The 23820-nt window shown below is 74.9% G+C and carries 32 protein-coding genes, 1 tRNA gene and 2 pseudogenes; 20 read left to right on the plus strand and 15 right to left on the minus strand.

The window, feature by feature from the left end; all coding sequences use genetic code 11:
* Positions 1-69 precede the first annotated feature (69 nt).
* A complete protein-coding gene (locus AB0E19_RS03900; protein ID WP_362172787.1) occupies positions 70-582 on the plus strand; it encodes a MarR family transcriptional regulator in 513 nt (170 codons plus the stop codon).
* 134 nt (positions 583-716) lie between these two features.
* On the opposite strand, the gene AB0E19_RS03905 is transcribed toward AB0E19_RS03900, so the two are convergent.
* From AB0E19_RS03905 to AB0E19_RS03915, 3 genes and pseudogenes are all read right to left on the minus strand, one after another.
* Positions 717-1877, minus strand: coding sequence for a PP2C family protein-serine/threonine phosphatase (locus AB0E19_RS03905; protein WP_362172790.1), 1161 nt, complete (start codon positions 1875-1877; stop codon positions 717-719).
* 66 nt (positions 1878-1943) lie between these two features.
* Complete coding sequence (locus tag AB0E19_RS03910) at positions 1944-2312, minus strand: STAS domain-containing protein (RefSeq protein WP_362172793.1); 369 nt, start codon at positions 2310-2312, stop codon at positions 1944-1946.
* Positions 2313-2413: 101 nt separating this feature from the next.
* Positions 2414-2806 (minus strand): annotated as a pseudogene (locus AB0E19_RS03915) (hypothetical protein); the annotation flags it as partial.
* 283 nt (positions 2807-3089) lie between these two features.
* On the opposite strand from AB0E19_RS03915, the gene AB0E19_RS03920 reads away from it, so the two are divergent.
* Positions 3090-3317, plus strand: coding sequence for a DUF5133 domain-containing protein (locus tag AB0E19_RS03920; protein WP_362172796.1), 228 nt, complete (start codon positions 3090-3092; stop codon positions 3315-3317).
* 123 nt (positions 3318-3440) lie between these two features.
* Here AB0E19_RS03920 and AB0E19_RS03925 read toward each other — a convergent pair whose 3' ends face one another.
* Both AB0E19_RS03925 and AB0E19_RS03930 read right to left on the minus strand, forming a co-directional pair.
* Positions 3441-3602, minus strand: coding sequence for a DUF5670 family protein (locus tag AB0E19_RS03925; RefSeq protein ID WP_030215177.1), 162 nt, complete (start codon positions 3600-3602; stop codon positions 3441-3443).
* Between the two features lie 108 nt (positions 3603-3710).
* Positions 3711-4082 carry a hypothetical protein gene (locus AB0E19_RS03930; protein WP_362172800.1) on the minus strand — a complete coding sequence of 124 codons (372 nt, stop codon included), beginning with the start codon at positions 4080-4082 and terminating at the stop codon, positions 3711-3713.
* Positions 4083-4261: 179 nt separating this feature from the next.
* On the opposite strand from AB0E19_RS03930, the gene AB0E19_RS03935 reads away from it, so the two are divergent.
* Positions 4262-4435 carry a CsbD family protein gene (locus AB0E19_RS03935; protein WP_362172803.1) on the plus strand — a complete coding sequence of 58 codons (174 nt, stop codon included), beginning with the start codon at positions 4262-4264 and terminating at the stop codon, positions 4433-4435.
* A gap of 522 nt (positions 4436-4957) precedes the next feature.
* Positions 4958-5031, plus strand: a tRNA-Trp gene (locus AB0E19_RS03940).
* A gap of 37 nt (positions 5032-5068) precedes the next feature.
* On the opposite strand, the gene AB0E19_RS03945 is transcribed toward AB0E19_RS03940, so the two are convergent.
* The gene (locus AB0E19_RS03945) at positions 5069-5443 is read right to left on the minus strand and encodes a PRC-barrel domain-containing protein (protein WP_360609941.1); all 375 of its coding nucleotides are present in this window, start codon (positions 5441-5443) and stop codon (positions 5069-5071) included.
* Positions 5444-5510: 67 nt separating this feature from the next.
* The gene (locus AB0E19_RS03950) at positions 5511-5735 is read right to left on the minus strand and encodes a DUF6458 family protein (protein WP_360609940.1); all 225 of its coding nucleotides are present in this window, start codon (positions 5733-5735) and stop codon (positions 5511-5513) included.
* 276 nt (positions 5736-6011) lie between these two features.
* Between AB0E19_RS03950 and AB0E19_RS03955 the strand changes: the two genes are divergently transcribed.
* Positions 6012-7013, plus strand: a complete 1002-nt coding sequence (locus tag AB0E19_RS03955) for a serine/threonine-protein kinase (RefSeq protein ID WP_362172808.1) — start codon at positions 6012-6014, stop codon at positions 7011-7013.
* An 89-nt stretch (positions 7014-7102) separates the two neighbouring features.
* The gene (locus AB0E19_RS03960; RefSeq protein ID WP_360609938.1) at positions 7103-7246 is read left to right on the plus strand and encodes a hypothetical protein; all 144 of its coding nucleotides are present in this window, start codon (positions 7103-7105) and stop codon (positions 7244-7246) included.
* A 171-nt stretch (positions 7247-7417) separates the two neighbouring features.
* Here AB0E19_RS03960 and AB0E19_RS03965 read toward each other — a convergent pair whose 3' ends face one another.
* The 5 genes from AB0E19_RS03965 to AB0E19_RS03985 form a co-directional block, all read right to left on the minus strand.
* On the minus strand, positions 7418-7741 hold the full coding sequence (locus AB0E19_RS03965; protein ID WP_362172812.1) for a hypothetical protein: 324 nt from the start codon (positions 7739-7741) through the stop codon (positions 7418-7420).
* Positions 7742-8315: 574 nt separating this feature from the next.
* Positions 8316-8870 (minus strand): hypothetical protein, encoded by a 555-nt coding sequence (locus AB0E19_RS03970; RefSeq protein ID WP_362172815.1) that lies wholly within the window; start codon positions 8868-8870, stop codon positions 8316-8318.
* A gap of 398 nt (positions 8871-9268) precedes the next feature.
* Positions 9269-10309, minus strand: a complete 1041-nt coding sequence (locus AB0E19_RS03975) for an iron-containing redox enzyme family protein (protein WP_362172818.1) — start codon at positions 10307-10309, stop codon at positions 9269-9271.
* A complete protein-coding gene (locus tag AB0E19_RS03980; protein ID WP_362172821.1) occupies positions 10306-10695 on the minus strand; it encodes a CDGSH iron-sulfur domain-containing protein in 390 nt (129 codons plus the stop codon). Before AB0E19_RS03980 ends, AB0E19_RS03975 begins: the two co-directional genes overlap by 4 nt.
* A gap of 85 nt (positions 10696-10780) precedes the next feature.
* On the minus strand, positions 10781-11227 hold the full coding sequence (locus AB0E19_RS03985; protein ID WP_362173766.1) for a flavin reductase family protein: 447 nt from the start codon (positions 11225-11227) through the stop codon (positions 10781-10783).
* Positions 11228-11454: 227 nt separating this feature from the next.
* On the opposite strand from AB0E19_RS03985, the gene AB0E19_RS03990 reads away from it, so the two are divergent.
* The 7 genes from AB0E19_RS03990 to AB0E19_RS04020 all read left to right on the plus strand — a co-directional run bounded on the left by AB0E19_RS03990 (position 11455) and on the right by AB0E19_RS04020 (position 16736).
* Complete coding sequence (locus AB0E19_RS03990; RefSeq protein ID WP_362172824.1) at positions 11455-12555, plus strand: glutamate--cysteine ligase; 1101 nt, start codon at positions 11455-11457, stop codon at positions 12553-12555.
* A 17-nt stretch (positions 12556-12572) separates the two neighbouring features.
* Positions 12573-13280, plus strand: a complete 708-nt coding sequence (locus AB0E19_RS03995; RefSeq protein WP_362172827.1) for a HemK2/MTQ2 family protein methyltransferase — start codon at positions 12573-12575, stop codon at positions 13278-13280.
* 39 nt (positions 13281-13319) lie between these two features.
* On the plus strand, positions 13320-13886 hold the full coding sequence (locus tag AB0E19_RS04000; RefSeq protein WP_362172830.1) for a type 1 glutamine amidotransferase domain-containing protein: 567 nt from the start codon (positions 13320-13322) through the stop codon (positions 13884-13886).
* Between the two features lie 210 nt (positions 13887-14096).
* On the plus strand, positions 14097-15062 hold the full coding sequence (locus AB0E19_RS04005) for a TIGR03557 family F420-dependent LLM class oxidoreductase (RefSeq protein ID WP_362173769.1): 966 nt from the start codon (positions 14097-14099) through the stop codon (positions 15060-15062).
* Positions 15063-15125: 63 nt separating this feature from the next.
* Positions 15126-15695, plus strand: coding sequence for a GNAT family N-acetyltransferase (locus AB0E19_RS04010; RefSeq protein ID WP_362172833.1), 570 nt, complete (start codon positions 15126-15128; stop codon positions 15693-15695).
* A gap of 110 nt (positions 15696-15805) precedes the next feature.
* Positions 15806-16201 (plus strand): hypothetical protein, encoded by a 396-nt coding sequence (locus AB0E19_RS04015; RefSeq protein WP_362172836.1) that lies wholly within the window; start codon positions 15806-15808, stop codon positions 16199-16201.
* A gap of 115 nt (positions 16202-16316) precedes the next feature.
* A complete protein-coding gene (locus AB0E19_RS04020) occupies positions 16317-16736 on the plus strand; it encodes an STAS domain-containing protein (protein ID WP_362172839.1) in 420 nt (139 codons plus the stop codon).
* 13 nt (positions 16737-16749) lie between these two features.
* Here AB0E19_RS04020 and AB0E19_RS04025 read toward each other — a convergent pair whose 3' ends face one another.
* Positions 16750-17103 carry a helix-turn-helix domain-containing protein gene (locus AB0E19_RS04025; protein ID WP_362172842.1) on the minus strand — a complete coding sequence of 118 codons (354 nt, stop codon included), beginning with the start codon at positions 17101-17103 and terminating at the stop codon, positions 16750-16752.
* A 117-nt stretch (positions 17104-17220) separates the two neighbouring features.
* On the opposite strand from AB0E19_RS04025, the gene AB0E19_RS04030 reads away from it, so the two are divergent.
* From AB0E19_RS04030 to AB0E19_RS04040, 3 genes and pseudogenes are all read left to right on the plus strand, one after another.
* On the plus strand, positions 17221-17628 hold the full coding sequence (locus AB0E19_RS04030; RefSeq protein WP_362172845.1) for an STAS domain-containing protein: 408 nt from the start codon (positions 17221-17223) through the stop codon (positions 17626-17628).
* Complete coding sequence (locus AB0E19_RS04035) at positions 17618-17956, plus strand: hypothetical protein (RefSeq protein ID WP_362172848.1); 339 nt, start codon at positions 17618-17620, stop codon at positions 17954-17956. Before AB0E19_RS04030 ends, AB0E19_RS04035 begins: the two co-directional genes overlap by 11 nt.
* Positions 17941-18477: pseudogene (locus AB0E19_RS04040) on the plus strand (DUF6766 family protein); the annotation flags it as partial. The gene AB0E19_RS04035 and the pseudogene AB0E19_RS04040, both read left to right, overlap by 16 nt.
* A gap of 12 nt (positions 18478-18489) precedes the next feature.
* On the opposite strand, the gene AB0E19_RS04045 reads toward AB0E19_RS04040, so the two are convergent.
* Positions 18490-18645 (minus strand): hydrophobic protein, encoded by a 156-nt coding sequence (locus AB0E19_RS04045; protein ID WP_360607051.1) that lies wholly within the window; start codon positions 18643-18645, stop codon positions 18490-18492.
* 119 nt (positions 18646-18764) lie between these two features.
* Between AB0E19_RS04045 and AB0E19_RS04050 the strand changes: the two genes are divergently transcribed.
* Entirely contained in the window at positions 18765-19583 is an 819-nt protein-coding gene (locus AB0E19_RS04050; RefSeq protein WP_362172852.1) for a sugar nucleotide-binding protein, read from the plus strand.
* Between the two features lie 7 nt (positions 19584-19590).
* Here the strand turns inward: AB0E19_RS04050 and AB0E19_RS04055 are convergent, their stop codons facing one another.
* Positions 19591-21234, minus strand: a complete 1644-nt coding sequence (locus AB0E19_RS04055) for a hypothetical protein (RefSeq protein WP_362172855.1) — start codon at positions 21232-21234, stop codon at positions 19591-19593.
* A gap of 288 nt (positions 21235-21522) precedes the next feature.
* Here AB0E19_RS04055 and AB0E19_RS04060 point away from each other — a divergent pair, with 288 nt between their 5' ends.
* From AB0E19_RS04060 to AB0E19_RS04070, 3 genes are all read left to right on the plus strand, one after another.
* Positions 21523-22140: a hypothetical protein gene (locus AB0E19_RS04060; protein WP_362172858.1), complete on the plus strand. Its 618-nt coding sequence runs from the start codon at positions 21523-21525 to the stop codon at positions 22138-22140.
* Positions 22141-22384: 244 nt separating this feature from the next.
* On the plus strand, positions 22385-23578 hold the full coding sequence (locus tag AB0E19_RS04065) for a cytochrome P450 (protein ID WP_362172861.1): 1194 nt from the start codon (positions 22385-22387) through the stop codon (positions 23576-23578).
* Complete coding sequence (locus AB0E19_RS04070) at positions 23575-23811, plus strand: ferredoxin (RefSeq protein WP_362172864.1); 237 nt, start codon at positions 23575-23577, stop codon at positions 23809-23811. Before AB0E19_RS04065 ends, AB0E19_RS04070 begins: the two co-directional genes overlap by 4 nt.
* Positions 23812-23820: the final 9 nt, after the last annotated feature.

The following is a 23820-nucleotide window of genomic DNA, read 5'->3' on the forward strand; positions in this document are numbered from 1 at the left end:
TGTGGAAATGACCGGTCCGTCGCGAGGCCGCTGCCCGCGGCCCCGGGCGTCCGAGGAGGGTCGGCAGGCATGAACGGCAACCCCGCCCCGCCGCCGCGGGAACCGCAGCGGACCGCCGAGTCCGCCCGGGAGCTGATCGAGCTGCTGGAGGTGCTGTGGGAGCGCGGCCGGGACATGGTGTCGTCGACACCCGTCTCGGCGAGTCAGCTCCGCGTGCTGTACAGCCTGGACCGCGAGGAGGGCATCAGCCTGCGCACCCTGGGCGAGCTGCTCGGCTCGGCGCCGCCCTCGGTGAGCCGCATGTGCGACCGGCTGGAGGCACTGGGCTTCGTGCAGCGGCTGCCCAGCCCCGTGAGCCGCCGACAGCTGGAGCTGCACCTGACCGTGCACGGCAAGGCGTACCTGCGGGACCTCAGGGCCCAGCGCGAGGAGGCCCTGCTCGCGGTCATCGCGGACATGTCACCGACGAGCCGCAAGGCGCTGCTGCGGGGGCTCAGCGGGTTCCACGAGGCCGTGGGGCGGGGCGGAGCGGCCGCCTCGTCACCCGTCCCCAGGCCGCTGAAGGACGTCAGTTCGGCCTGACCCCCGTACGGCGCCGACTGCGGCCGCGCGCCCACCCCTTGTCCTCAACGTCCACCTCTGGTCATCCTTGACGGCGTCCTTCCGGGCACCGCTCCGATGTTGCCCCAAGGATACAGTTGCCGCACGGCAATTGATCACACGGTGCCGTGCCAGTCGAGGCAGACGACCAGGGCGTCGTCCTCCAGCGGACTGCCGCCGTGATGGACGGCGAGCTCCCGGAGCACCGCCTGCGGCACCTGGGTGGGCGGCAGCAGCCGCGTCCCCCGCAGCGCGCGGGCCAGCGCCCGGTCCCCGTAGCTCTCCCCCGCGGGCGAGACGGCCGCGTACACGCCGTCGCTGCCGAACAGGAGCCGGTCGCCGGGCCGCACCGTGAACCGCTCGGGCACGTACACGGTGTCCTCGAACATGCCCAGCGGCAGCTGCGCCTCGAAGCCGACGGACTCCACCGTCTGCCCCCGCTGCCGCCACAGCCGGGGCGATCCGGCGTCGACCGCCTCCACCTCGCCCGTGGCCAGGTCGAAGCGGAGCAGCAGCACCGACACGAAGGCCTCGCCCCGGTACTGCGCGTACACGGCCTGATCCGCCAGCGCCGCCTGGTCCGCCGGCGGCAGGCCGGCCCGCCGGGCGTTGCGGAGCGCGTTGATCGCCAGGTTCGTCAGCAGGGCGGCCTCGATGCCCTCCCCCATGCCGTTGGTGACCGTCAGGGTCAGCCGGCCGTCCGAGACCGACCAGTCGTAGTTGTCGCCGAAGATGGCGTAGGCGGGCTCCAGATGGGCGGCCAGCGCGAACTCGGGACGGGCACAGGAACGGCCGGGCAGCAGCTGCCACTGCATCTCCGCCGCGAGCGTGAGCCGCGTCGCACGCCGCGCCAGGACGTACAGGTCCGTGTCGCGCTCCGCCACCAGGATCTCGTGGCCGAGCGCCTCGCAGACCTGCGCGAGCCCCGGCAGCAGCGGCCTGAGGTCGGCCTCCGGGGGCAGCTCGGCCGTCAGCACCCCCAGCCGGTCGCCGCGGACGGTGACGGGCAGGTGGAGCCGGAGCGCCCCGGGCTCCCGGACCACGTGCGGCTCCTGGGCGCCGAAGGCGCGCCCCTGGGGGCTGTCGTGGATCGGCACCGACGGATCCGCTCCGGAGACGTGCCCGACGAGCTGGAGCGTCCGCAAGCCGTAGTCGGCCAGGCGGAGTTCCACCCGCACCACCCCGCAGTGCTTCCCCAGGGCGTCCTCGACGACGCCCACGAGCCGGTGCGGAGCCGCCCGGCGGAGCGCCTGCTCGATCTCGGCGATCTCGTGCACGGTCCTCCTCTTCCCCTTCCTCGTCCTCGGCCCGGTCCCGGGCGGGGCGGCCGCGCCACCCGTCCGCTACCGGGAGCCGCCGGCCGCGGCCAGCGCCTCCGCCATGCCGTCGTGCGGCGGGATCATGGTCGTCACGCCGGTGATCTCCAGGATGCGGCGCACGGCCGGGGTGGGCGCGGCGAGATACAGGTCGCCACCGTTCGCCCGGGCCCTGTTGACCGCCCTGATCAGGACGTTCAGCCCCGAGGAGTCCATGAAGTCCAGCGCCGACAGCTCCAGCACGAGACGGGCCCGCCCCAGGGAGAGCTGCTGCCACAGCCGGTCCTCCAGCCGTGCGGCCGTGTCCATGTCCAGCTCACCCCCCACGGTCAGCACGGCCGTGCGGTCGTCGAGGATCTCGACGTCGACTTCCAGGTTCGCTTCTCGCTCGGACATGATCCCTGCTTTCCATGGGGGGTGGGTGCCGGTCGCGGCTCGGACGGACGGGGTCAGGAGACCCGGACGCCGACCACGCACGTGTCGTCGTCCGTGTCCGACTCGCCGCGGGCCATGGCGGTGGCGAGCCGGGCGATCGAACGCACCTGCCCGGTGCGCTGGGAGGCCATCACGTTGACGTGGTCGGTCAGGTCCTTCCAGGTGCCCGAGGCGCCCCGGACGGTGGCCCGGCCACCGAGGCCGCCCGCGGTGCCGGCCTCGCGGGCGACCCGGGTCACCTCGGAGGTGATCAGGGAGGGCAGGTCGACCATCCCGTCGGACACCCGGGAGATCTCCCCCATCAGCCCGTCCTCCTCGTCGGGCAGGCGGGTGCCGAAGTCGCCGGCGCGTACGGCCGTGAGCCCGGCCGGCAGCTGACGGAGCCCGGGCCCGGCCACCGCGGCCGGTCCGGGGTGCTCCCGGCCGGAGGAGCTCCCGGTCGTCGTCTCGGACATGCCCCATCCTCGTTCCCCACCAAGCTCGCGCACGGACCGTGCGGCCCACGCCGCGCACCGGACGTCCGCTTCCCCGGGACGGCTCCGGCCACCGCGATCGTTGCCGTACGGCAATCATGACGACACTACCCCTCCGTGATCGACACGAGGAGTCCGGTGCCGGACCATCCGGCCGGAACCCGCCCCTCGGGCCCCGCCGGATCCGGGGGCGTACCACGCCGCGGCCGGGGTACACGCGCGTCGGAACGGGCGGTCCCCGCCCCCACGACGAGGGGAGCAGTACGTGCTGATGGCCCACCCCGCGGTCCTGCGCGGTCTCATCGAGCAGTACGAGGCGCTCGCGGCGCTCCGGGCACAGAACGGCGGCGCGGAGGTACGGCGCCGCATGGACGACCTCGCGTACACGCTGTGCGTCTCCACCGGTACGCGTGACGTGGACGCGGCGCTGATCGCGGCCCGCCATCGCCTGCCGGGCGCGCGCCCCGAGGACGACTCGGTGCTGACCGCCTGACCGCACGCCCTGCCCGGCGCCCCCGACGGAGGTGCCGGGCAGGGCCCGACGCACACGGCCGAGCCCGGCACCCCCTGACGGGGTGCCGGGCTCGGTCACGCGGTGGCGGCCCGCCGGGGCCGCCTACCAGCGGTACCAGCGGCCCGTGCCGCCCTTCGGCCGGGCCACGAAGCCCAGCAGCCACAGGACGAGCACGATCACGGCTATCCACCAGAGCGCCTTGACGGCGAAGCCCGCACCGAAGAGGAGCAGGGCCAGCAGCAGCACGAGAAGCAGGGGAACCACGCGGATCGACCTCCAACAGGACGGTGACGGAAAGGGTGACGTGCGAGGGGGCGACCGGGCGGGGTACGCGCGCCGGCCCGGTGCGGCCGGGCGGGCGCCGCCGCCCGCTCAGCCCCGGCGTTCGAGGAACAGGGCCAGCGGGCCCAGGTCGCGCCGCGCGGCCAGGCGCCCTGAGCGGCGCCCCCACCGGTACGAGAGGGCCAGCGCGGCCGCCGTACCGACGGCGGCGCCGGCCGTCACGGCCCGGTGCTCACGCACGGCGGCCCACAGGTCCCTCCCGGCACCCCGGGCCACGATCGCGGCCGCGCGGGCCTGCTCCGCGAACGGCGCGGGCAGGACGCGCGGCTCCCCGAGAGCCGCCGGCTCGTACCCCTCGTCGACGTCGGGGTCGTCCACCCGCGTCAGGTCGGGGTAGTCCGGGACGGCGTAGGGGCCGGTCCAGGGGAACTGGTTCTGTTCGCTGTTCTCCGAAGCGCTCATGGGCACCGTCTCGCCGGACTCCCGCGCGCTAAACCTGGCCGGCGGCGGGCGCACCCTGCCGCGCCGGATCGGCACACCCGCCGGGAAGTGTCGGATTTCCGGGTGTTTGTCGTCGCCGATTCCGGTGAGGCGCTCTATCGGCAGACCTGTCCGTCACCACGGAGAAGGAGCGATCACTCATGTCGGGTAAGGAAAAGATGAAGGCCAAGGGCGAACAGGCCAAGGGCAAGGCCAAGGAAGTGGCCGGCCGGATGACCGACGACGAGCGCCTCGAGGCGGAAGGCCGGGCCGAGCGGGCCAAGGGCCACGCCCGTGACGCGAAGGAGAAGGCCAAGGACGTCTTCAAGCACTGAGCCGACGGACCTCGTCCGGCGCGGAGAGGGGCGGCCCGCCATCCGGCGGGCCGCCCCTCTCCGCGCTCCTCCTCCGCCGGCGGCCGTCACCGGGCCGTCCTCCCGGTCGGCTCGCGCCGGGAGGGGCCGTACGTCGCCGCCGGTCCTCCTTCTACGGCACGGGGCGGGAGCGGACCCGCACCGCCGGGCACGGGGGCGCTCCGCTCGTGACCGGTGACGGTCGGCGCGGGCGCGCCTGAGCGGGCCCGGCACGGCGGAAGCCCCCGTCGAGCGCGGGGGCTTCCGTCCGGCACGGCACGGTACGGAGTCAGGCCCGCGGCGTACCGGCCGTTCGCGGGGGCGCCGCCGTGGCCCGCGTGGCTGACCGTGGACAGCTCCGCGCCGGCGGTCAGTTCGGCGGGGGTCCCGGGCAGGCGGTGCCGTGGCCCGCCTACCCGCCCTTCGGGCGGTCATGCCCACGTTCCCGACGCGATATCCGCTGGCAGCGCGTCCCGTCGGTGTGGCACGCTTCCCTCACGCCGAAGGGGTGTAGCTCAGCTGGCCAGAGCGCCGGTCTCCAAAACCGGATGCCGCAGGTTCGACTCCTGTCACCCCTGCTCACACATGCTCACTCCTGCCGCGGCACGGGGCCCGTCAGAGGCCGCCCATGCCTCCCGGGAAGGGCCAGGACGCGCGGTAGTACTGTCCGATCTCCTCGCGGTACTGGCGGTCCGCGAGGTGCTTGTCGGAGACGAACTCGGGCGAGTTCTTCACCTGTTCCTTCGACAGGGCGAGGTGGAGGGTCTGCTCCTCCAGGTCGACGCGGGTCACCGCCCGCGCCGGGACGAGCACCTCCTTGCCGAAGATCCAGACGCCCGTGTCGACGACCAGGTAGGAGTCGTCCACCTCGTCGGAGTGCTTGTCCACCTTGCCGATGTGCCCGTCGGAGGCCTCGACGCGCCACCCGGTGAGGTCGGTACCCGCCAGGTGGCCGGACTCGGTGCTGTAGGACCACAGATGGTCGGTCATCGCTGTCACTCCTCTGTCACTTGTCGCTGTGTGCGTGCAGGGCGCGGCGCCGGGCGCGCGGGCCGCCTCAGAGCAGGTCACGACGGTCGTCGTCGGTGACCGTGGGAGCCACCGGCGGAACCACCATCCGGCGACGGCGCAGAACGCTGGTGTAGACGGCGGTCCCGAGCAGGCCGACGCCCATCAGGATCAGGCCGACCAGGTCGAGGTCGACCGCTTCGAGCTCCCAGTCGGACGCGAAGGTGAGAATGGCGCCGACGGCGATCATGATGATGAACAGTCCCAGACCCATGGTTGGTTACTCCTCCCCTGCGGGTTGGACAGCGTCCGCGTACCCGGGTCTCCGGGGAACATTCCGCCGTTACCGGAATCGTTCGCTCGGGCCCGCTCCGCGCCTCGCGATCGGGCCGGATGCCGTCGATCCGCCTTCTTCCAGGGGATGTTCGGGGGATGTTCACGGGCGCGCGGGGCACGCGTTCAGCGGCGGGCCCGCGCACGCACCGGCGGGCGACGCACCCGACTCCCGGCCCGTCGGCAGCGGGCCGGCCACACCCCCAGGGAGCCCCCGATGCAGCCCCGAGCAACGCCCGTACGTCCGGACGACGCCACCGAGAAGGCCCGCACCGTCGCCGGGCGCTACCGGCTCCACCGCCTCCTGGGCCGGGGCGGCGCGGCGGACGTGTACGAGGCGCTGGACCTGCGGCTGCGGCGTCCGGTGGCCGTGAAGGTGTTCCGGCCCGCGGGCGTCCGCCGCACCGACGCGCAGTGCGGCGAGGAGGCCCGCCTGCTGGCCCGGATGCACCATCCGGGCCTCGTGACCCTCTACGACACGGGCCGCGACGGAAGCCGGCCGTTCCTGGTGATGCAGCTCGTCCGGGGGACGACGCTGCGGCGGCGGATCGCCCGTGGGGCCCTCACGACCGCCGCGACCTGCCGGACGGGCGCCGCCCTGGCCTCGGCGCTCGCCCATGTGCACGGCCACGGCGTCGTCCACCGCGACGTCACACCGTCGAACGTCCTGCTGGACAGGGCCGAGACCCCGCACCTCGCCGACTTCGGCATCTCCCGCCGTGTCGAGGCCGTCGACGACGCCCCGGAGGACGGGGACGCCCTCGTCGGCACCGCCTCCTCCATGACACCCGAGCAGGCACTGGGCCGGGCGACGGGGCCCGCGGCCGACGTGTACGGCCTCGGCCTGGTGCTGCTGGAGAGCGTCAAGGGCGAGGCGGAGTACGGCGGAACGCCGCTGGAGGCGGCGCCGGCACACCTGCACCGGCCTCCGGTGCTGCCGGCCGGCCTCCCGGCGGGACTCGCGCGCCTGCTCACGGCGATGACCGACCGCTCCCCCGAGGCCCGCCCGGACGCCGCCGCCTGCGCCCGGATCCTCGCCGACCCGCGCACCGCGGGACACGTCTCCACGCCCTCCGCCGCACCCGGCTCCCGCCAGGCGTCGCCCCGGCCTTCGCACCGGTTGCCGCGCCGCTCCTCCGCGGGGCGGGCCATGGCGGCGACCCTCGTCACGCTCGGACTCGTCCGCAAGGCGAACGACCCCTCACACAGTGGAATGTGACGCGGCCTCGAAATTCTTCAGGAATAGCTCGGCCGCGCGGGGCAAGACGAAGTTCCGGAACTCGCATCGCGTTCTCGGAGGAGAATCCCATGACCGCACTGCTGAACCGCATCAAGCGATTCGCTGCCGGCCCCCAGGGCCGTGACGCGGCGGCGTCCCTGCGCCACGCCGCCACCGACCCGCGCGTACGCGCCCGGGCTCGCCGCCTGATCGGCAAGCTGCGCCGGCGCTGACGCCTGCCCCTCGGTCGGCCCGCACGCCGCCGCCCCGCGCGAGGTACCGCGCGGGGCGGCGGCGTGCGTAGGGCCGGGACCGCCGGGACCGCCCGACATGCCGCCGGCCCGGCGGAGCGGGGCCGTGAGGCCGAACGCACCGCCGGGCACGGCAGGGGGAGCCCCCGGGCGTCAGGTGGACACCAGGCGCCGGAACAGGGCCCGGTACCGACAGAGCGCGAGGCGCAGACTCTCGGTGTCGGCCTCAAGCCCCTGGCTCCACTGTCCCTCCAGGGCGTGCCGGTGCCGGCCGACGGTGTCCGCCAGGGTCCTCATCACGTCCCCGACGAGGACGTCGGCCGCGTGGACCGCCTGGCGGGGATCGTCGACGAACCGGCCCTGGACCTCGTGCCAGCGGCGGCGGAACTCCCCTTCCTCGGCCGGACCGAGCAGATCGGGGATCCCCTCCGCGTCCGGTCCGGCGGCACCCGGCGGCCGGGGCGGGGACTTCGGCATGGCCGGCGGGTACGGGGCGGGCGTCCGCTGAGCCGGTACCCGCGGGTGCGCCGCGTGCGGGGGCAGGGGGCCACCGGGCCCACCGGAACGGGACGGGTCCCGCCCGGCCCGGCCGGACTGCGGCGGCTGCTGCGGCTCCGGCCGCGAAGGCGGCTGCGGCGGCTTCTCGTGCCGTGGCCCTCCCGGCCGCGGCCGTTCGGCCTGGGGCGGGGTCGGCGCGACCGTCGGGCTGCCCGGGTCCGCCGGACCGGTCGTGGGGCCCGGCGGCGCGGGCGGGGCGGAGGACGGCGCCCGGGGGCCCGTCTGCCTGCGTCCGTCCGCCTCCTCCCCGCCGGGACGCCGCGACGGGGTCGGGGCGACCGTCGGGCTGTGCTCCGGCGGGCGCGCCGCGTCGCCACCGGTGGCCCCGGGCCCGGACCGGTCCGGGCCGGGCCGCGGGTCGGGGCGCTCCGCCGGCCGAGGGCCCTCCGCCCGCTCGGGGTGCTCCCCCGTCGGGTCCGCCCGGTGTCGTCGCCCCGCCGCCCGGGGTGTGCGCTCGGACGTCTCGTGGTGTCGCATCTCTCCTGCCTCCGCGTCAGGACCGGCGGGTGCCGGTCGGCTCGCCGTCGGCGAGCAGGTCGTCGAAGAGGGTGCGGTAGTCCGTCATCGCGCCCCTCAGCTGTTCGGTGGTGGCGGCGTCGTGGGTGCTCAGCGCGCGGACCTCCAGGGCCGCCCGATAGTGGTCCAGGGCCCGTCCGTGCCGCACCGACAGGTCACGCAGACGCTGCTCGTGGCCCTCGTCGGGGTAGCCCCGGTCGCGCATCAGGGCCGCCACCAGTTCGTCGGCCTCGTGGGCGGCGGCTCCGGGCCGGTCCACGAAGCCCTCCTGGACACGCGTCCACCGCCGGGCGTACTCCTCGCGCGCCTCACCGGGCACCGGCTTGAGCTCCAGGCCGGCGAAGCGGCGTTCGCGGGCGTCCAGGTCCCGCTCGGCGGCCCGTCTGCTGCCGGTCGCCTCGACGGCCCGTTCGTACTCGGGCCCGAAGCGGTCGCGCAGTCGCGATCGCCGCCGGCGGTCCGCCGCCGCACCGGCGGCGAACCCGACCACGACGACAGCCGCGACGACGACCAGGACGATTCCGATCGACATCGGCTCTCACCCTTTCGCGTTCTCTCTCGGAGTCGCGCTCTTCCGTCCCGACCCTTCGGGGCCGGAACCCATGGAGGTCCGCGTGCCCCTCACCCGGGAAGGCAAACCGGGCATGCCGGGCGATCCCGGTCGGCGTGGGCGGCGGGACGCCCCCGGCCCGGCCCGTACCGGCGCAAGGGAAGGACCACCCCGGTCTCCCGCCCCGCCGGGCGCCCACCGCGGCCCCGGCCGAACTCCGGCGCCCGCGCTGTCAGGCCGGGTGCCCTGGGCCGAGGTCCCGCGGGTGCGGGTGCGGGTGCGGGTGCGCCACTGTCACGGGCCGCCTCCACGTGCGGCATCCGCCGCCGCAGCCCTCCGCGGGCGGGACCGGAGACGTCACCGGTCCCGCCCGTGCCCCGTCACCGACCGCTCTCCCCGAGCGGCGTCCGCAGGGCGCTCTCGCCGCGCGCCCAGGCGTCGACGACACGGCTGCCCAGCCGGCCCTCCAGGAAGCAGGTCGCGGCGATGCCGAAGGCGACCTCGGGGGCGAGCGCGGGCTCGTCGTCCAGGAGGCCGCCCACGACCTCCCGGCGCACCAGCTGCTCGTGCACGGCGTCGGCCTCCACGTGCTCGTCGAAGTACCGCCCGGCGGCCGCTCCCGCCCCGGTCCTGCGCGTCGCCGCGGCGATGCGGGAGGCGGCGGGCGGCGAGGTCGTCTCCAGGACGGCGAAGTGGCCCACGAGCGCCCCGCGCAGTCTCCTGTGCAGGCCGAGGAGCGACATCAGGTTCGAGGCCGCGAGGAGTTCGGCGCCGGCGGCGTCGGTGTACCGCCCGTACGAGGGGTCGAGTTCCAGCGCGGCCATCAGGTCGGCGTAGAGCCGGGAGTGCATCCGCTCCGCCCGCCCGCAGCCGTACTCGTCGTACTCGACGGCCACCATCGCCGCTTTCGCGCGCCCGAGGAGCCGGGGCACGACCCACAGGTGCGGATCGGCCTCGCGCAGCTGGTGCACGGAGCGCAGGGCGGCGTACTCGCGCAGGTGCCACGACTCGCCGCGGGACATCAGGAAGTCCGGGACGCCGGTGCCGTCGGCCGGTTCGACGAGCAGCGCGTCCAGGGCCTCGCCGACGTCCGGGAGGGGGCTGCAGTCGTGCCGCAGCGCGCTCTCGAAGCGGTGCTCCAGGAGGGCCCGCGCCTCCAGCAGGCCGGGGTCCCATTCCAGCGTGTCGGGGACGCCGGCGAAGCCCCGGTAGTGGAGCTCGTAGCAGAGGTGGAGGGCGAGGTGGAGATCCTCGCCGTACGGGGAGCAGCGTGCGATCGCCGCCGGCGCGGGCAGCTCCGCGCTGCCGCCGCCGAGCAGGCGGCTCCGTATCGCGCGCGACACCTCGCCGCGTGCCTCGGGAAGTTCAGGGGCCCGCGTGGCTTGGGCCGCGGTGGCGGAACTCGCCGGAAGCGTGGTCATGACGTCCCCGCCTTCTCCGTCCTCTTCGTCTTCTTCGTCTTCTCGGTCTTCTCCGCCTTCTCGGTCTTCCCCGCCTTCTCCGCCTTCTTCGCCTTCTCCGCCGAGCCTCGGGCCGGACGCCGGGCGCGGCGCCGGTGGCTGGTGTCGCAGAACGGGGCCCGCAGGCTCCGGCGGCAGGTGCAGAGGGCCATCACGGGCCGGTCGCAGCGGATCATCGTCCCGTCCGGCATGACGATCTCGGCGGGTCCCTCGACGAGCAGCGGTCCTTCCGGGAGCAGCCGGAGGCGGGGCGGATCCGGGCGGGCCCGTCCGGAAGCGTGGCGTACCGCTCCGCCGTCCTCCCGGCACGGCACCGGCGGACCCTTGTCGTTCGGGGAAGCCGACATCACACGCCCTCCGTCGCGTCGACAGCGTCGTCACGCCGCGACTGCCCGCCCCGCCGGGCTCGAACCGCCTCCGGCGCCGCCGGCCTCAGGCCGGGTGCCCGGGGTCGAGGTCCCGCAGGTCCTGGTAGCGGAGGAGCGGGGGTGGCGGGCCCGTCGGCGGCGGGGCCTCCGCCACGGGGGCCAGGAGGAAGCCGACGTGGTCGCCGCCCTCGATCCGGGCTTCGATCCGGCCGGTGAACCATGTGGGGAGCCCGTCCAGGACGGGGCTGCCGGCTTCTCCCGTATGCCAGCCGGCCTCGGCGAACTTGTCCACGTCGTCCCCCGTCTCCCCGCCAAAGAGCTCGGCGGTCGCCCGGTCGCTGCGACGGAGCAGGTGCACGGTGAGGTGGTCGGCCGTACGGGCGACGCGGTAGGTGCGGTTGGCGGTGGACAGCCACACGACGAACCGGGGCGGGTCGATGGAGCACTGCGACGCGAAGCCCACGAGGCAGCCGGCCCGCCGGGCTCCGGACGCGGCGGTGACCACGTACATCGGCCCGTCGAGCGCCTCGGTGAAGCCCGGGAACCCCGCCACGACGCCTCCTCTCCCGTCACGTCGGCCGGCGGCCGTCGGCCGGCGGCCGCCCCGCGCCCTCCCCGACACGCGCCCCGTCTCTCGCCCACCTTCCGCCGACGCGGGGCGGGCCGCGACCGGACGGGCGTCGGAGGGAGTGTCGGGGCGCGCGTCGGGTAGGGGCCTGCCGACGCGAGGAGCCGACCATGAAGATCCTGACGATCGGGGTCGAGGAGGAGTTCGTCCTCGTCGACCGCGTCAGCCGGACCCCCGTGGACCGGGCTCCCGAGGTGCTCGCCTCCGCGCGGCATGTGCTCGGGGATCAGGTCCAGCGGGAGTTCTTCAACGCCCAGGTGGAAACCGCCACCCGGCCCACGGCATCGTGCCGCGACCTGCGCGACGAACTCGCCCGGATGCGCGCGGTCCTGGGCGAGGCGGGCCGCGCGGCGCGGTGCCGGCCGGTCGCCACCGGCACTCCGGTCCTGCCGCCCGCCCGCCCGCCGACCGTCACCGACACGGAGCGGTACCGGCGCATGGCGCGCCGGTACGCCTCCCGCTTCGGCGTGGTCGACGGTCCGGTCTGCGGCTGTCACATCCACGTGGGGACCCTGGGCCGGGACGTGGCGCTCGGGCTCTCCCGGGGCATGGCCCCCTGGCTGCCGGTGCTCCAGGCGATCACCGCCAACTCGCCGTACTCGCACAGCCGCGACACCGGCTTCGACAGCTGGCGCTCGGTCGAGTTCGCCCGGTGGCCGACCGTCGGCCCGGCCCCTGACCTCGACGAACCGCACTACCTCTCCCGCGTGGACGAGCTGGTGCGGACCGGAACCCTGCTCGACCGGCGGATGGTCTACTGGTACGCCCGTCCCTCCGAGCACGTCCCGACCCTGGAGATCCGGGTCGCCGACGCGAACGCCGACGTCGACACCGTCGTCCTGCTGGCCTGTCTGGTACGGGGGCTGGCCATGGCGCTGCTGCCGGAGGTCCTCGAAGGCCGTCCGGCGCCCCGGGTGCCCCTCCGCCGGCTGCTGCTCGCGCACGAGCTGGCCGCCCGCTACGGCCTGTCCGGCTTCGGCCTCGACCCCTGCACGGGGCGGGAGACGCCCGCCGGCACGCTCGGCGACCGGCTGGTGGACCGGGCGCGGCCGGGGCTCGACGCCGTCGGCGACACCGAACGCGCCCTGCGTCAGTGGCGGCGCCTCCGTGCCCGGGGCGCGGGAGCGGCACGGCAGCGGGCCGTCTACCGCCGGCACCGGAGCCTCACCGACGTGGTCGACTCCCTCGCGGAGACGACCGTCACGGTCTGAACGGAGGGACGGTCGGCATGCGTGTGGTCACGCCACCGGGTGTGTACGCCCCGCAGGGCGACACGGCCCTGCTGATGGAGAGCCTCGCCCGTGAGGAGCTGCGGCCGAGCGCGCGCACGCTGGATCTGTGCACCGGGACGGGCGTCCTCGCCATCGCCGCGGCCCGCAGGGGCGCGGACGCGACGGCGATCGACGTCTCGGCCGCCTCGGCGGCGACGGCACGGCTCAACGCCACGCTCCACCGCTGCCGGATCCGGGTGCTGCGCGGGGACCTCGCGGCGCCGGTGACCGGCGAACGCTTCGACCTCGTGACCGTGAACCCGCCGTACGTACCGGCCCGCCCCTCGCCCGGGCGGCCCCGGGGTCCGGGCCTGGCCTGGGACGCGGGCCCCGACGGACGGCTCCTCCTCGACCGGATCTGCCGCGCCGCCCCCGCCCTCCTCGCGGAACACGGCGTGCTGCTGCTCGTCCAGTCGTCGATGAGCGGCGTGGCGGCCAGCCTCGCGGCTCTGGAACCCAGGGGCCTGCGGGCATGGGTGGCGGCGCGCCGGAGCCTGCCGTTCGGGCCGGTGACGACGGCGCGGGCGGGGTGGCTGAGGGAGCGGGGGCTGGTCCCGCCGCTGTCCTCCACGGAGGTGCTGGTGGTGATCCGCGCGGTCCTCGACGCCACCGGCGGCGCGGGGCCGGGTGGCGACGGCACGTTTGAGGCCCCGCCCCGGCGGTGAGGCGCGGAGCGGGGAGACGCACCGGAGAGGAGACGAACCGTGTCGATCGTTGGACGGAGCGTACTGGTCCTCACGACCAACTACGGAACCGAACAGGATGAGTTGACGAGACCGGTGTCCGTCCTACGGGAGAACGGGGCCCGCGTCCTGGTCGCCGCGCAGAAGGACGCACCCGTGCGGACCCTGGTCGCCGACCGCCGTCCGGGCGCCGACGTCCGACCGGACACCACCCTCGCGCGGGAGACCGCGGAGGGTTACGACGCCGTCGTGGTGCCGGGCGGCACGCTGAACGCCGACCGGCTGCGGACGGACCCGGACGCACGCCGTCTGGTCTCGGCCTTCGCCGACGCCGGGAAACCGGTGGCCGCCATCTGTCACGGGCCGTGGCTGCTCGTCGACAGCGGGCTCGCCGAGGGCCGGGAACTGACCTCGTACCCCTCGCTCCGCCCCGATCTGGAGAACGCCGGGGGCACGTGGACGGACCGGGCGGTCGTCGTCGACACCTCGGGTCCACACCCCCTGATCACCTCCCGCAGACCCCGCGACCTCGACGCCTTCTCGGCGGCGCTCGTCAGCGCGCTCGAAGGCGACGGGAGCGACGGCTGACGGAACGCGAAGCCCGTGACGCGACGGGGTCCCGGCCGTCGCGGCGGCCACGGCCCTCCGCGGCCACGACAGGGCCCCTGGCGATCCCCTTCCGCCGGGGGCCCGCTCCCGCCCGCACGGGCCCGGCGGCCCGGCTGTCCATGACGCCCGTTTGTCCAAGTTGTCCATGGCGCCCGTTTCGGACCCCCGGTGCCCGGCAAGTCGCCGGACATGATGCACATCGGCTACACGATGATGACCGAGCAGGCAGGCCCCCGTGAGCTCGTCGGGCACGTGGTCGAGGCGGAACGGGCCGGGTTCGACTTCTCCGTGATCTCGGACCACTCCTTCCCGTGGCTGCCCTCCCAGGGGCACGCCCCCTACGCGTGGAGCGTGCTGGGCGCGGCCGCGCAGGCCACCTCCCGCATCCCGCTCATGACGTACGTGACCTGCCCGACGTTCCGCTACCACCCCGTGGTGGTCGCCCAGAAGGCCGCGACGCTCCAGCTCCTCTCCGGGGGCCGGTTCCGGCTCGGCCTCGGCTCGGGCGAGAACCTCAACGAACACGTCGTCGGCCGGGGCTGGCCCTCGGCACGGGTGCGGCTCGACATGCTGGGCGAGGCCGCGGAGATCATCGGCGCCCTGTTCTCGGGCGCGTACGTGACCCTGCACGGCCGCCACTTCCAGGTCGACGACGCCAGGCTCTGGGACGTACCCGATCCCCCGCCGCCGATCGGGATCGCCGTCTCCGGCCCGCTGTCCTGCGCACTCGCCGGACACCGGGCCGATCTGGTGATCGCCACGGAGCCGAAGCGGGAACTGCTCGACGCCTTCGACGCCGCCGGCGGCGCGGGCAAGCCCCGGGTGGGCCAGCTCCCCGTCTGCTACGACCCCGCCCCGGACGCCGCCCGGGCACGCGCGCACGAACAGTTCCGCTGGGCGCTCGGCGGCTGGCGGCTCAACGCCGAACTTCCGCTGCCGGCCGGCTTCGCCCAGGCCACCGCGCACGTCCGGCCGGAGGACGTGGCGGAGAGCGTCCCCTGCGGAGACGACGTGGACGCCGTCCTCGCGGCGGCCCGCCCGTTCGCCGAGGCCGGCTTCACCGACCTGGCGCTCGTCCAGATCGGCGGCGACCACCAACTCCCCTTCCTCCGCTGGGCGCGGACGACCCTGCTGCCCGCCCTGCGCGGCCTGTAGGGGCGCGTGGCCCGGCCGTGGAATCCGATGGCGCGGGGCATCGTCACGGCCGAGAATCGACGGATGCGTGGAGGGGAACTGTCCGACGGGGTCGTCACGCTGACGCCGTTGCGGAGGGACGACGTGGAGGCGCACCTCGCCGGGGAGGACGAGCTGCTGGTGCGCTGGCTCAACGGCGGTCCGGGCACGCGGGAGGGGGTGGAGGCGTACCTCCGGCACTGCGAGGAGCAGTGGGACGCCGCCGGGCCGCTCCGGGCTTTCGGCATCCGGGCGGGCGCCGGCGGGGTGCTCGCGGGCACCGTCGACCTGCGGTTCGCCGGCGAGGGCCTGGCCCCGGGCCAGGTGAACGTCGCGTACGGCCTCTATCCCTCGTGGAGGGGCCGTGGCCTGGCCACCCGCGCGGTCCTCCTGGCGTCCCGGTACGCGGCCGCCGAGGGCGCGCGGGAGGCGGTGATCCAGGTCGATCCGGGGAATCCCGCGTCCGCCGCGGTCGCGCGGCGCGCGGGGTTCGTTCCCCGCGGCCGACCGCCCGGCGACACCGCGGCCGCGCGCTTCGACCGGTACGTCCGGGACCTGCGCGGCCGGGCGGGGCGGGCGCACGCGCGGCGGCCTTCCTCGGATCCCGGGGCGTGAGATGACCGCTCGCGGCGGAATTCCCCGGGACGGGACGCGTCGGCGGCGCCGGGCGGGGCAGGGGCAGGGCGGAAGCGCAGGAGGGAACGCCGGTCGAGGAGGTGCTCGGGGTGGAGGTCTGGTTGCGGCGGCGGTGCCGGGCCGCGGGCGGGCCCGGGGCCGCGGCGCGGGCCCGGCGTGAGGTGCACCGGCTGGCCGACCAGGCCCTGTTCGTCGGCCATGTCGTCAGTCAGGCGTCGGAGGACGACGCCGCGCTGATCGCCAGTGAGCTCGTCGCCCACGCCGACGGCGCGTGCGTGCTGGAGCTGCGGCTCGCGCCGGACGGTCTCGACATCCTGGTCACGGGCACCCGGGCGCCGCTGCCGGACACGACCGGGCGCGGGCCGTACGTGTACTGGTGGGATCTGGTGACGCTTCTCGCCCGGGACGTCACCGTCCGGCGCCGCACGCCCTCCTCGGGCGCCGCCGTCCTGGCCCACGTCGACACCGAGTGCCCGCCCGGCTGAGGACGGTTCCGCCTCGGCCCGCGCCGAGCCGGCCGGCCGGGGGCGCCGGTCGCGGGGCGCATACTGGAGGAGCAGCGTGTACCGACACGGCCTCTGCGGGAACCAGGCGATCCTCGTGACGAAGAGCCCAGAGTTTGCCGAGGACGGCGTCCCGCAGGGATTCGTGGCGTCGGGCCCGCACGCGTACAAGTCCCGGGGCGTCGCGACGGTCGCCCGTGATCCCTCCGCTCCCCCGGACACCTGGCTGCTGGTCGTCCGCGGGGAGTTCGACCGGGACACCCTGCCGTGTCTGCGCGCGGCGCTCGACGACGCGTACGGGGCGGACGCGGAGCGGATCGTCCTCGACCTGTCCGGTGTGACGTTCGGCGACTCGTCCTTCCTCAACGAGCTCCTGGAGGCGCACGGCCGGCCGGGACGGCTCGTGCTCGCGGGACCCTTCACCGGCCAGATCCGGCGGCTCTTCGAGCTGACCGGCACCGACGGGGTCCTCGCCCTCGTGCCCGACCGCGCCGCCGCCGGCGTCGGCCTCGTCTGACGCCCGCCGCTCGTCACCCGCCCCACGGGGCGTGTGCGTCCTCCTCGTCGTCGCGCGCCGCGTCATCCGGCCGGGGAGCGAGGAGTTCGAGCAGCCCGGCGATCTCGTGGCCGGCCTCGGCCGGGTGCCGGAACGGCGCGGCGGGGTCGATGTGGTAGACGTTGCGGCGGCCGTCGGCGGCCCGGCTCCGGGTGAGGTACCCGCCCGCTTCGAGGTCGGCGACGATGCTCTGCACGGTGCGTTCGGTGATCCCGCAGTGCGCCGCGACGTCCCGGAGCCGGGTCCCGGGGTCCCGGGCGATCGCCAGCAGCACCCGCGCGTGGCTGGTGAGGAACGTCCACCCCGGGCGTGCGCCATTGCCCTCCATAACGGGATCCTTCCCCCCTCACCGACTGATCATGCGAAGAACTTTTCATGTAACTATTGACCGGTATGTGGCATAGGCGCAGACTCGGAGGACGGACCCTCCCTCCCAGGAGGAGGCATGAACCGTTCTCCCGCCCCACCACCTCCCCCGTCCCCCGGGGGCGGCCCCGACGGACGGCTGCGGCACCGGACGGAGCCGACGGGATCCGGGACGACCTTGCGGCTGGGCGGCGAGATCGACCTCGACAACGCCGACGAGCTGGAGACCGTACTCACCGCCGCCCTGTCCCTCGGAGGGCCCGGCGCCCCGCTCACGCTCGACCTGTCCGACGTCTCCTTCTGCGACTCCACCGGGCTCAACACCCTGCTGCACGCCCGCCTGCTGGCCGCAGCCGGGAAGCGCCGCCTGTCGGTCGTCGCGGCGAGCGCCCAGGTCGCCCGTCTGCTCGCCCACACGCGCACCGGCGACATCCTCGGGTTCACCACCTCCGAGGTCGCTCCCAGCGGAGACGACCATGCCCCGTGACCTCCTCCACCAGGTCCAGACCCTGCTCGCCGAGGCCGGGTTCGGGCCGGACAGCGGTCTGTCCACCACCCGCGACGGCCAGGCCGTCGTCGTCTCCTGGCACGCCGACGGGCTCATCCGGCCCATCATCACCGCCCACGCCGGCGATCCCGACGTGGGCGCCGCGGCCGGGATCCCCGGTCTGCGCACCGCTCTGGCGACCGCCCTGACCAACGTCTTCCAGGCCGCCGACCTGCTCCCGCTCCCCGACCCCGGAGGACTGCTCCGCGTCACGGCGGGGTTCGGTGCGGGCGACGCCGCGGCCCAGGAGGGTTCGGCGCCTACCTGACGTCCTCGGACTTCGCCGTCGACGTCACCGAGAACTGGCAGTCCGAGTTCCTGCAGTTCTTCCTGTACGTCTTCGGCACCGTCCACCTCGTCCAGCGCGGCTCATCGGAGCCGAAGCCCCTGGAACGGACGGGCACCGAGAGCGACCGCGAACAGCACATGGGCGACCACGCCCGCCCCGACTCGCCTCGCTGGGCCGGCACCAAGGACTGGCGTCAAGGCGTCTACTCCCGCTCCCTGGGGCTGGCCATGGCGACGTTCTTCCTCCTGTCGTGGTTCGCCCAGTCCGTCGCCGGCGTCGCGGCGTACGACGGGCAGCGCCTGCGCGGGCTCCAGGCGCCGCTCGACTGGGGCACGTACCTCGCGTCCTCCGGCTTCTGGAGCCGCTCGCTGCAGAACCGGCAGTCGGAACTCCTCGCCGTCTCCGCGATGGCGATCCTGTCGGTCCACCTCCGCCGGCGCGGCTCGCCGGAGTCGAAGCCGGTCGGATCCGCCCACTCCGCGACCGGAGTGGAGGGCTGACGGCGGCCTTCGTCACCAGCGGTACCAGCGCCCCTGCGGGCCGCGCACGAAGAAGCCGATCACCCAGAGCACCAGGACGGCCAGGGCGATGTACCACAGGACTTCGACGGCGAATCCGGCTCCGAAGAGCACGAGGATCAGAAGCAGTACGAGCAGAATCGGGATCATGACGACACCTCCTCGGACTCCGGCCCGGGCCGCTGCGGCGCGGTGCCGGTCGTCCACCGGGCGACTTCCCGGCCTTTCCGCATGCATGCGTCGGCCCCCGGGGGCCGTACCGTGGCCCCATGACGGCGTTGGTCATCGGCGGCAGCGGTTTCCTCGGATCCGAGCTGGTGCGGCAGGCGGGCTCCTCGGGGCGCGCCGCGGTCGCGACGTACCACTCGCGCACGCCCGAGGATCCCGGGGGCGGGTGGCATCGGCTGGACCTGCGTGACGCCCGTCGCATCGACGCGGTGCTCGACCGTGTGACTCCGCGTGTGGTCGTCAACGCCGGCGGCGGGGGCGCCGATTGGGCCGTGACCGCCGACGGGGCCCTCCGGCTCGCCGTGGCGACGGCGCGACGGGGTGTCCGGCTGGTGCACGTGTCCAGCGACGCCGTCTTCTCCGGGGCAGCCGTGCACTACGACGAGACGGCGCTGCCCGATCCGATCACCCCGTACGGAGCCGCGAAGGCGGCCGCGGAGAGCGCCGTACGGCTCCTGCATCCCGACTCCGTCGTCGCCCGGACCTCACTGATCATCGGCGACGGCGACTCCGCGCACGAGCGCGTCGTCCATGAGCTCGCCGCCGGGACGCGCGATGGGGCGCTGTTCACGGACGACGTCCGCTGCCCCGTCCACGTCACGGATCTGGCGGCGGCCCTCTGGGAGCTCGCCGTCTCCGACGTCTCCGGCGTCTTCCACCTGGCCGGGCCCGACCGCGTCAGCCGTTACGCGCTCGGCGTGCTCGTCGCGCGCCGGGACGGGCTCGATCCCGCCCTGCTGCCCGCCGGCCTCCGCACCGACAGCGGCCTGCCCGGTGCGCTCGACGTGCGCCTCGACGGGTCGGCCTCGCGGCGGCGGCTGCGGACGCGGCTCCGTGGCGTGCGGGAGTTCCTGGGGTAGTGCCGCGTCAGCTCCCGTGTGACCGCCGGGCGGGGAGGTGGTGCCGGCGGCGCTGGCGCCAGGCGGCGGCGCCGGAGACCAGGGCCAGCGAGGAGAGCAGGGGGATCACCACGCCGACGATCTGGCGGTTGCGGATCGTCCGGTGGTGGGTGGCGAGGCCGGCGGCGATGAAGTCCGCCTCCAGCGCGGTGAGCCGGGCCCGGCCCGCCTCCGTCGCGAGGTCGCCGAGCTGGGCGAGGCGTACGGGAGAGATCCGCACGCCCCGGTCCCGGCCGACGGCCTCCCACGCGTCGGCGGCCTCGGTCAGCCAGCGGTGCACGCGGAGCGCCTCCCGGTCCTGTTCGATCCAGCCCCGCAGGCGGGGCCACGCCGTGACGAGGCCTTCGTGGGCGAGCTCGACCCGGTCCCCGTCGACGGTGACCAGCCGGGCCCGGACGAGTGCTTCGAGGACCTCGTGCGCCGCACCGCCGCGGTCGCCGCCGCCTCGCTCGGCGCCTGGGACGGCGCCGATCGAGGCGACCTCCGCGCGGGTGGCGGGCCGCCGGGCGTCCACGGCGCCCGCGCCCGGGGCGACCAGACGGAGCATGATCTGCCGGGCGGTCTCGGCCCGGTCGGGGTCCAGGCGGGCGTACGCGGCCTCGGCGCTCCGCGCGAGGACGCCGCGCATGCCGCCCATCCGCTCGTACGCCTCCAGCGTGAGCGTGCGCCCGGTGCGGCGGCGCCAGGTCTCCCGAAGGGCGTGCGACAGCATCGGCAGCCCGCCGGCCCGGCCGGCGACCTCCTCGACGAGAGCCTCCGTCAGGGCGCGCTCGACGACGAGCCGTCGCGCGGCGGCCGGTCTGCCGATCGCCTCGCGCAGCTCCGCCTGGGTCATCCTGCCCAGGGGCAGGCTCGCGTCCCGGATCGCGGCCGCGAGGCCGGGGTGCTCCAGGCAGCGCGGGCGGAAGTCCGCGCGGACGCCCAGGACGACACGGAGCCGGCGGGACGGGTCGGCGGCCGCGACGAGCGCGTCGATGAACGCGGCGCGTTCCGCCGCGTCGTCGCAGAGGCCGAAGACCTCCTCGAACTGGTCGACGACGAGCCAGGTGTCCCCGTCGGAGGCGGGGCCGGCGGCGGCCGCGACGAGCGCCGGGGCGTGCGTGGTGAAGGGGCTCCGCCCCGGGGTGAGGATGCGCACGGCGGCCGGGCGCTCCCCGGCGTACCCGGGGTCGCGCAGGCGCGGGATCAGCCCGGCGCGCAGGAGCGAGGACGTGCCGCTTCCCGACGCTCCGAACACGCAGACGAGCCGGTGTCGGCCCGCGAGGCCCAGGAGGTCGGCCACCAGGCGGTCGCGGCCGAAGAAGAGGTCGCCGTCCCCGGGCTCGAAGCGGGCCAGGCCGCGGTACGGGGACGGTTCGGCGTCCGCCCCCGACGACCGGCCGGCCGCGACGTCCTCGGACGCCTGCCGCCAGCGGGCCTCCCACTCGGCCGGGTCGCCGCCGCAGGCCGCGACGTAGGCGAGCACCACCGGCAGCGTCGGGAGCTGCTCGCCGCCGGCCGCGCGGGAGTAGGTGGTCACCGAGTAGGCGGCGGAACGGCGGGCCATCGTGCTGTAGGCGGGGCCTCCCGCCTCCTGCCGCAGCCTCCGCAGCGCGTACGCGAACGCGGCCACAGGCCCGTCAGACGGATCCAGCCGCTTCTCCCGGCGCCCCATCCCCACCCCGCCCCTCGACGTCGGCCCGGCACCACTCGGGGCCGCTGCTGCGACCCAACCGCCGGAGCGGCGGCGGCGACAAGACGGTTTTGCGGCGGTCCGGCGGGGATCGGCGCCCCTGGGCGGGATTGTTTCGTCGCCCTCCGAGGGGCGCGCAACAAACGGGAGGCGTTCGAGGCTTCGTCTCGCACGGCGGGCGGGCTCCCGCCGCCGTCGCACACCGTCCGCCACTACAGAGGGATGACCATGGGCCTTCCGAACGGTTCTCCGCACGGCTCCTCGACACCCACCGGCACCCCGTCCCACTCCGTCGCGTCCTCCCGGCGCTCCTTCCTCGGCCGGGCTGCCGGAGTCGGCGCCGGGATCCTCTCGGTCGCCACCGCGGCGACGCTCGCGGGGACCTCGGCCGCGTCCGCCGCGCCCCAGGGCGCACAGGCGGAGCAGAGCAACTGGCGCTTCTGCCAGAAGTGCTACTCCATGTTCTTCTGGGGCTACCCGACCGACGGCGTCTGCCCGGCCGGCGGCGCGCACAGCGCCCAGGGCTACAACTTCGTCCTGCCCTACGGGGTCCCCGAGACCTCCACCGCGCAGGCGAACTGGCGCTTCTGCCAGAAGTGCTACTCCATGTTCTTCTGGGGCTACCCGACCGACGGCGTCTGCCCGAGCGGCGGCGCGCACAGCGCCCAGGGCTACAACTTCGTCCTCCCGCACGACGTCCCCGAGACCCCGACGCGGCAGCGCAACTGGCGCTTCTGCCAGAAGTGCTACTCCATGTTCTTCTGGGGCTACCCGACGGACGGGGCCTGCGCGAGCGGCGGGGCGCACAGCGCTCAGGGGTACAACTTCGCACTGCCGCACGTGTAGGACGCGCGGCGGTCCCGAGCGGAGCGCCGACGCCGGGTTCACGGGCTCGCGGCCCCGGCGTCGGCGCCCGACCGCTTCCCCACTACTCATCATTGCAACGCTTCGTTGCGTTCGAACTCGCATCATTGCATCAATTTCCAGGCTCTCACCTGCATATATCCGCATCCATGATTGACGATTTCATGAACGCAACGTAGCGTTCGATCATCGTCAAACGTGCCCCAGCGCGAGATGCGGAGTGATCATGAGCGAGTCCGTCCACACCGTCACGGCACTGCCCTCGGAGCGCCGGACCGGCTGCCCCTTCGACCCGCCCGCCGAGCTGCTCGACGCCCGCCGGCACGGACCCCTCAGCCGCTACACCCACCCCGGCGGAAAGCCCGGCTGGCTGGTCACCGGATACGACCTGGCGCGTTCGGTCCTGGCCGACCCCCGGTTCAGCTCGCGCAAGGACCTCATGAACGTGGTCGACTTCGAGCTCCCGCCCGCGCCGCCCGGCGAGTTCCTCCTCATGGACGACCCCGAGCACAGCCGCTACCGCAAGCCCCTGGTGGGCAAGTTCACCGTGCGGCGGATGCGGCTGCTCACCGAGCGGATCGAGCAGATCACCGCCGAGTGCCTGGACGCCATGGAGGCGGGCGGCACGTCGGCGGACCTGGTGACCGCGTTCGCCAAGCCCATCCCCACCATCGTCATCTGCGAGATCCTGGGCGTCCCGTACGAGGACCGCGCGTCGTTCCAGGAGCAGATCGACGCGTTCATGGGCGGCGAGGTGAGCGACGAGGAGCTGATCGCCGCGTACACCGCGACGCAGGAGTACCTCGCCCGGCTGGTGGCCGCCAAGCGCGCGCACCCCACCGACGACGTCCTCAGCGAACTCACCGGGAGCGACCTGACCGACGAGGAGCTCAAGGGCATCAGCCTGATCCTCCTGGCGGCCGGCTTCGACACCACCGCGAACATGCTGTCCCTCGGCACCTACGCCCTGCTGCGCAACCCGGACCAGCTCGCGGCGCTGCGCGACGACCCCGCGCTCACCGACGGGGCCGTGGAGGAGCTGCTGCGGTACCTGAGCGTCGCGAAGACCTTCCACCGGACGGCCCTCGAGGACGTCGAGCTGGCCGGGCAGACCATCGAGGCCGGCACCACGATCGTCCTGTCGTTCCACACCGCCAACCGCGACCCCGAGCGCTTCGCCGACCCCCACGCCCTCGACCTGGGCCGGCAGGCCGCCGGACACCTGGCCTTCAGCCACGGCATCCACCAGTGCCTCGGCCAGCAACTCGCCCGCGTCGAGATGCGGGTGGCGTTCCGCGCGCTCATCGACCGCTTCCCCACCCTGCGCCTCGCCGTGCCGGCCGAGGAGGTCGTGCTGCGCCCGGAGAGCGCGGACATCTTCGGGGTGAAGAGCCTCCCGGTCGCCTGGGACGCGAAGTGACCGCGCCCGCGCCCCGGCTGACCGCCGACCGGGAACGCTGCATCGGCGCCGGCATGTGCGCCATGACCGCCCCCGAGGTCTTCGACCAGGACCCCGAGGAAGGCCTCGTCCTCCTCCTGCACGACGAGCCGCCCACCGCACACCAGGCGGCCGCCCGCATGGCCGTCGGCGTCTGCCCCTCCGGGGCCATCACCCTCCACGAAGCGGAGGGGACCGCCGACGGCGCGTCCTGAGGTCGCCCG

The sequence above is a fragment of the Streptomyces sp. NPDC047974 genome, from assembly GCF_040653375.1.
Classification (GTDB): Bacteria; Actinomycetota; Actinomycetes; order Streptomycetales; family Streptomycetaceae; genus Streptomyces.

Coding starts and splice junctions, on each gene's coding strand:
- AB0E19_RS04010 (WP_362172833.1), top strand. CDS start 15,126: ATGCGTGGAGGGGAACTGTCCGACGGGGTCGTCACGCTGACGCCGTTG.
- AB0E19_RS04060 (WP_362172858.1), top strand. CDS start 21,523: ATGGGCCTTCCGAACGGTTCTCCGCACGGCTCCTCGACACCCACCGGC.
- AB0E19_RS03980 (WP_362172821.1), bottom strand. CDS start 10,695: ATGTCGGCTTCCCCGAACGACAAGGGTCCGCCGGTGCCGTGCCGGGAG.
- AB0E19_RS04030 (WP_362172845.1), top strand. CDS start 17,221: ATGAACCGTTCTCCCGCCCCACCACCTCCCCCGTCCCCCGGGGGCGGC.
- AB0E19_RS03960 (WP_360609938.1), top strand. CDS start 7,103: ATGACCGCACTGCTGAACCGCATCAAGCGATTCGCTGCCGGCCCCCAG.
- AB0E19_RS04065 (WP_362172861.1), top strand. CDS start 22,385: ATGAGCGAGTCCGTCCACACCGTCACGGCACTGCCCTCGGAGCGCCGG.
- AB0E19_RS03990 (WP_362172824.1), top strand. CDS start 11,455: ATGAAGATCCTGACGATCGGGGTCGAGGAGGAGTTCGTCCTCGTCGAC.
- AB0E19_RS04025 (WP_362172842.1), bottom strand. CDS start 17,103: ATGGAGGGCAATGGCGCACGCCCGGGGTGGACGTTCCTCACCAGCCAC.
- AB0E19_RS03985 (WP_362173766.1), bottom strand. CDS start 11,227: ATGTACGTGGTCACCGCCGCGTCCGGAGCCCGGCGGGCCGGCTGCCTC.
- AB0E19_RS03935 (WP_362172803.1), top strand. CDS start 4,262: ATGTCGGGTAAGGAAAAGATGAAGGCCAAGGGCGAACAGGCCAAGGGC.
- AB0E19_RS03945 (WP_360609941.1), bottom strand. CDS start 5,443: ATGACCGACCATCTGTGGTCCTACAGCACCGAGTCCGGCCACCTGGCG.
- AB0E19_RS03930 (WP_362172800.1), bottom strand. CDS start 4,082: ATGAGCGCTTCGGAGAACAGCGAACAGAACCAGTTCCCCTGGACCGGC.
- AB0E19_RS03955 (WP_362172808.1), top strand. CDS start 6,012: ATGCAGCCCCGAGCAACGCCCGTACGTCCGGACGACGCCACCGAGAAG.
- AB0E19_RS03975 (WP_362172818.1), bottom strand. CDS start 10,309: ATGACCACGCTTCCGGCGAGTTCCGCCACCGCGGCCCAAGCCACGCGG.
- AB0E19_RS03910 (WP_362172793.1), bottom strand. CDS start 2,312: ATGTCCGAGCGAGAAGCGAACCTGGAAGTCGACGTCGAGATCCTCGAC.
- AB0E19_RS04045 (WP_360607051.1), bottom strand. CDS start 18,645: ATGATCCCGATTCTGCTCGTACTGCTTCTGATCCTCGTGCTCTTCGGA.
- AB0E19_RS03995 (WP_362172827.1), top strand. CDS start 12,573: ATGCGTGTGGTCACGCCACCGGGTGTGTACGCCCCGCAGGGCGACACG.
- AB0E19_RS03900 (WP_362172787.1), top strand. CDS start 70: ATGAACGGCAACCCCGCCCCGCCGCCGCGGGAACCGCAGCGGACCGCC.
- AB0E19_RS03950 (WP_360609940.1), bottom strand. CDS start 5,735: ATGGGTCTGGGACTGTTCATCATCATGATCGCCGTCGGCGCCATTCTC.
- AB0E19_RS03970 (WP_362172815.1), bottom strand. CDS start 8,870: ATGTCGATCGGAATCGTCCTGGTCGTCGTCGCGGCTGTCGTCGTGGTC.
- AB0E19_RS04050 (WP_362172852.1), top strand. CDS start 18,765: ATGACGGCGTTGGTCATCGGCGGCAGCGGTTTCCTCGGATCCGAGCTG.
- AB0E19_RS03965 (WP_362172812.1), bottom strand. CDS start 7,741: ATGCCGAAGTCCCCGCCCCGGCCGCCGGGTGCCGCCGGACCGGACGCG.
- AB0E19_RS04035 (WP_362172848.1), top strand. CDS start 17,618: ATGCCCCGTGACCTCCTCCACCAGGTCCAGACCCTGCTCGCCGAGGCC.
- AB0E19_RS04005 (WP_362173769.1), top strand. CDS start 14,097: ATGATGCACATCGGCTACACGATGATGACCGAGCAGGCAGGCCCCCGT.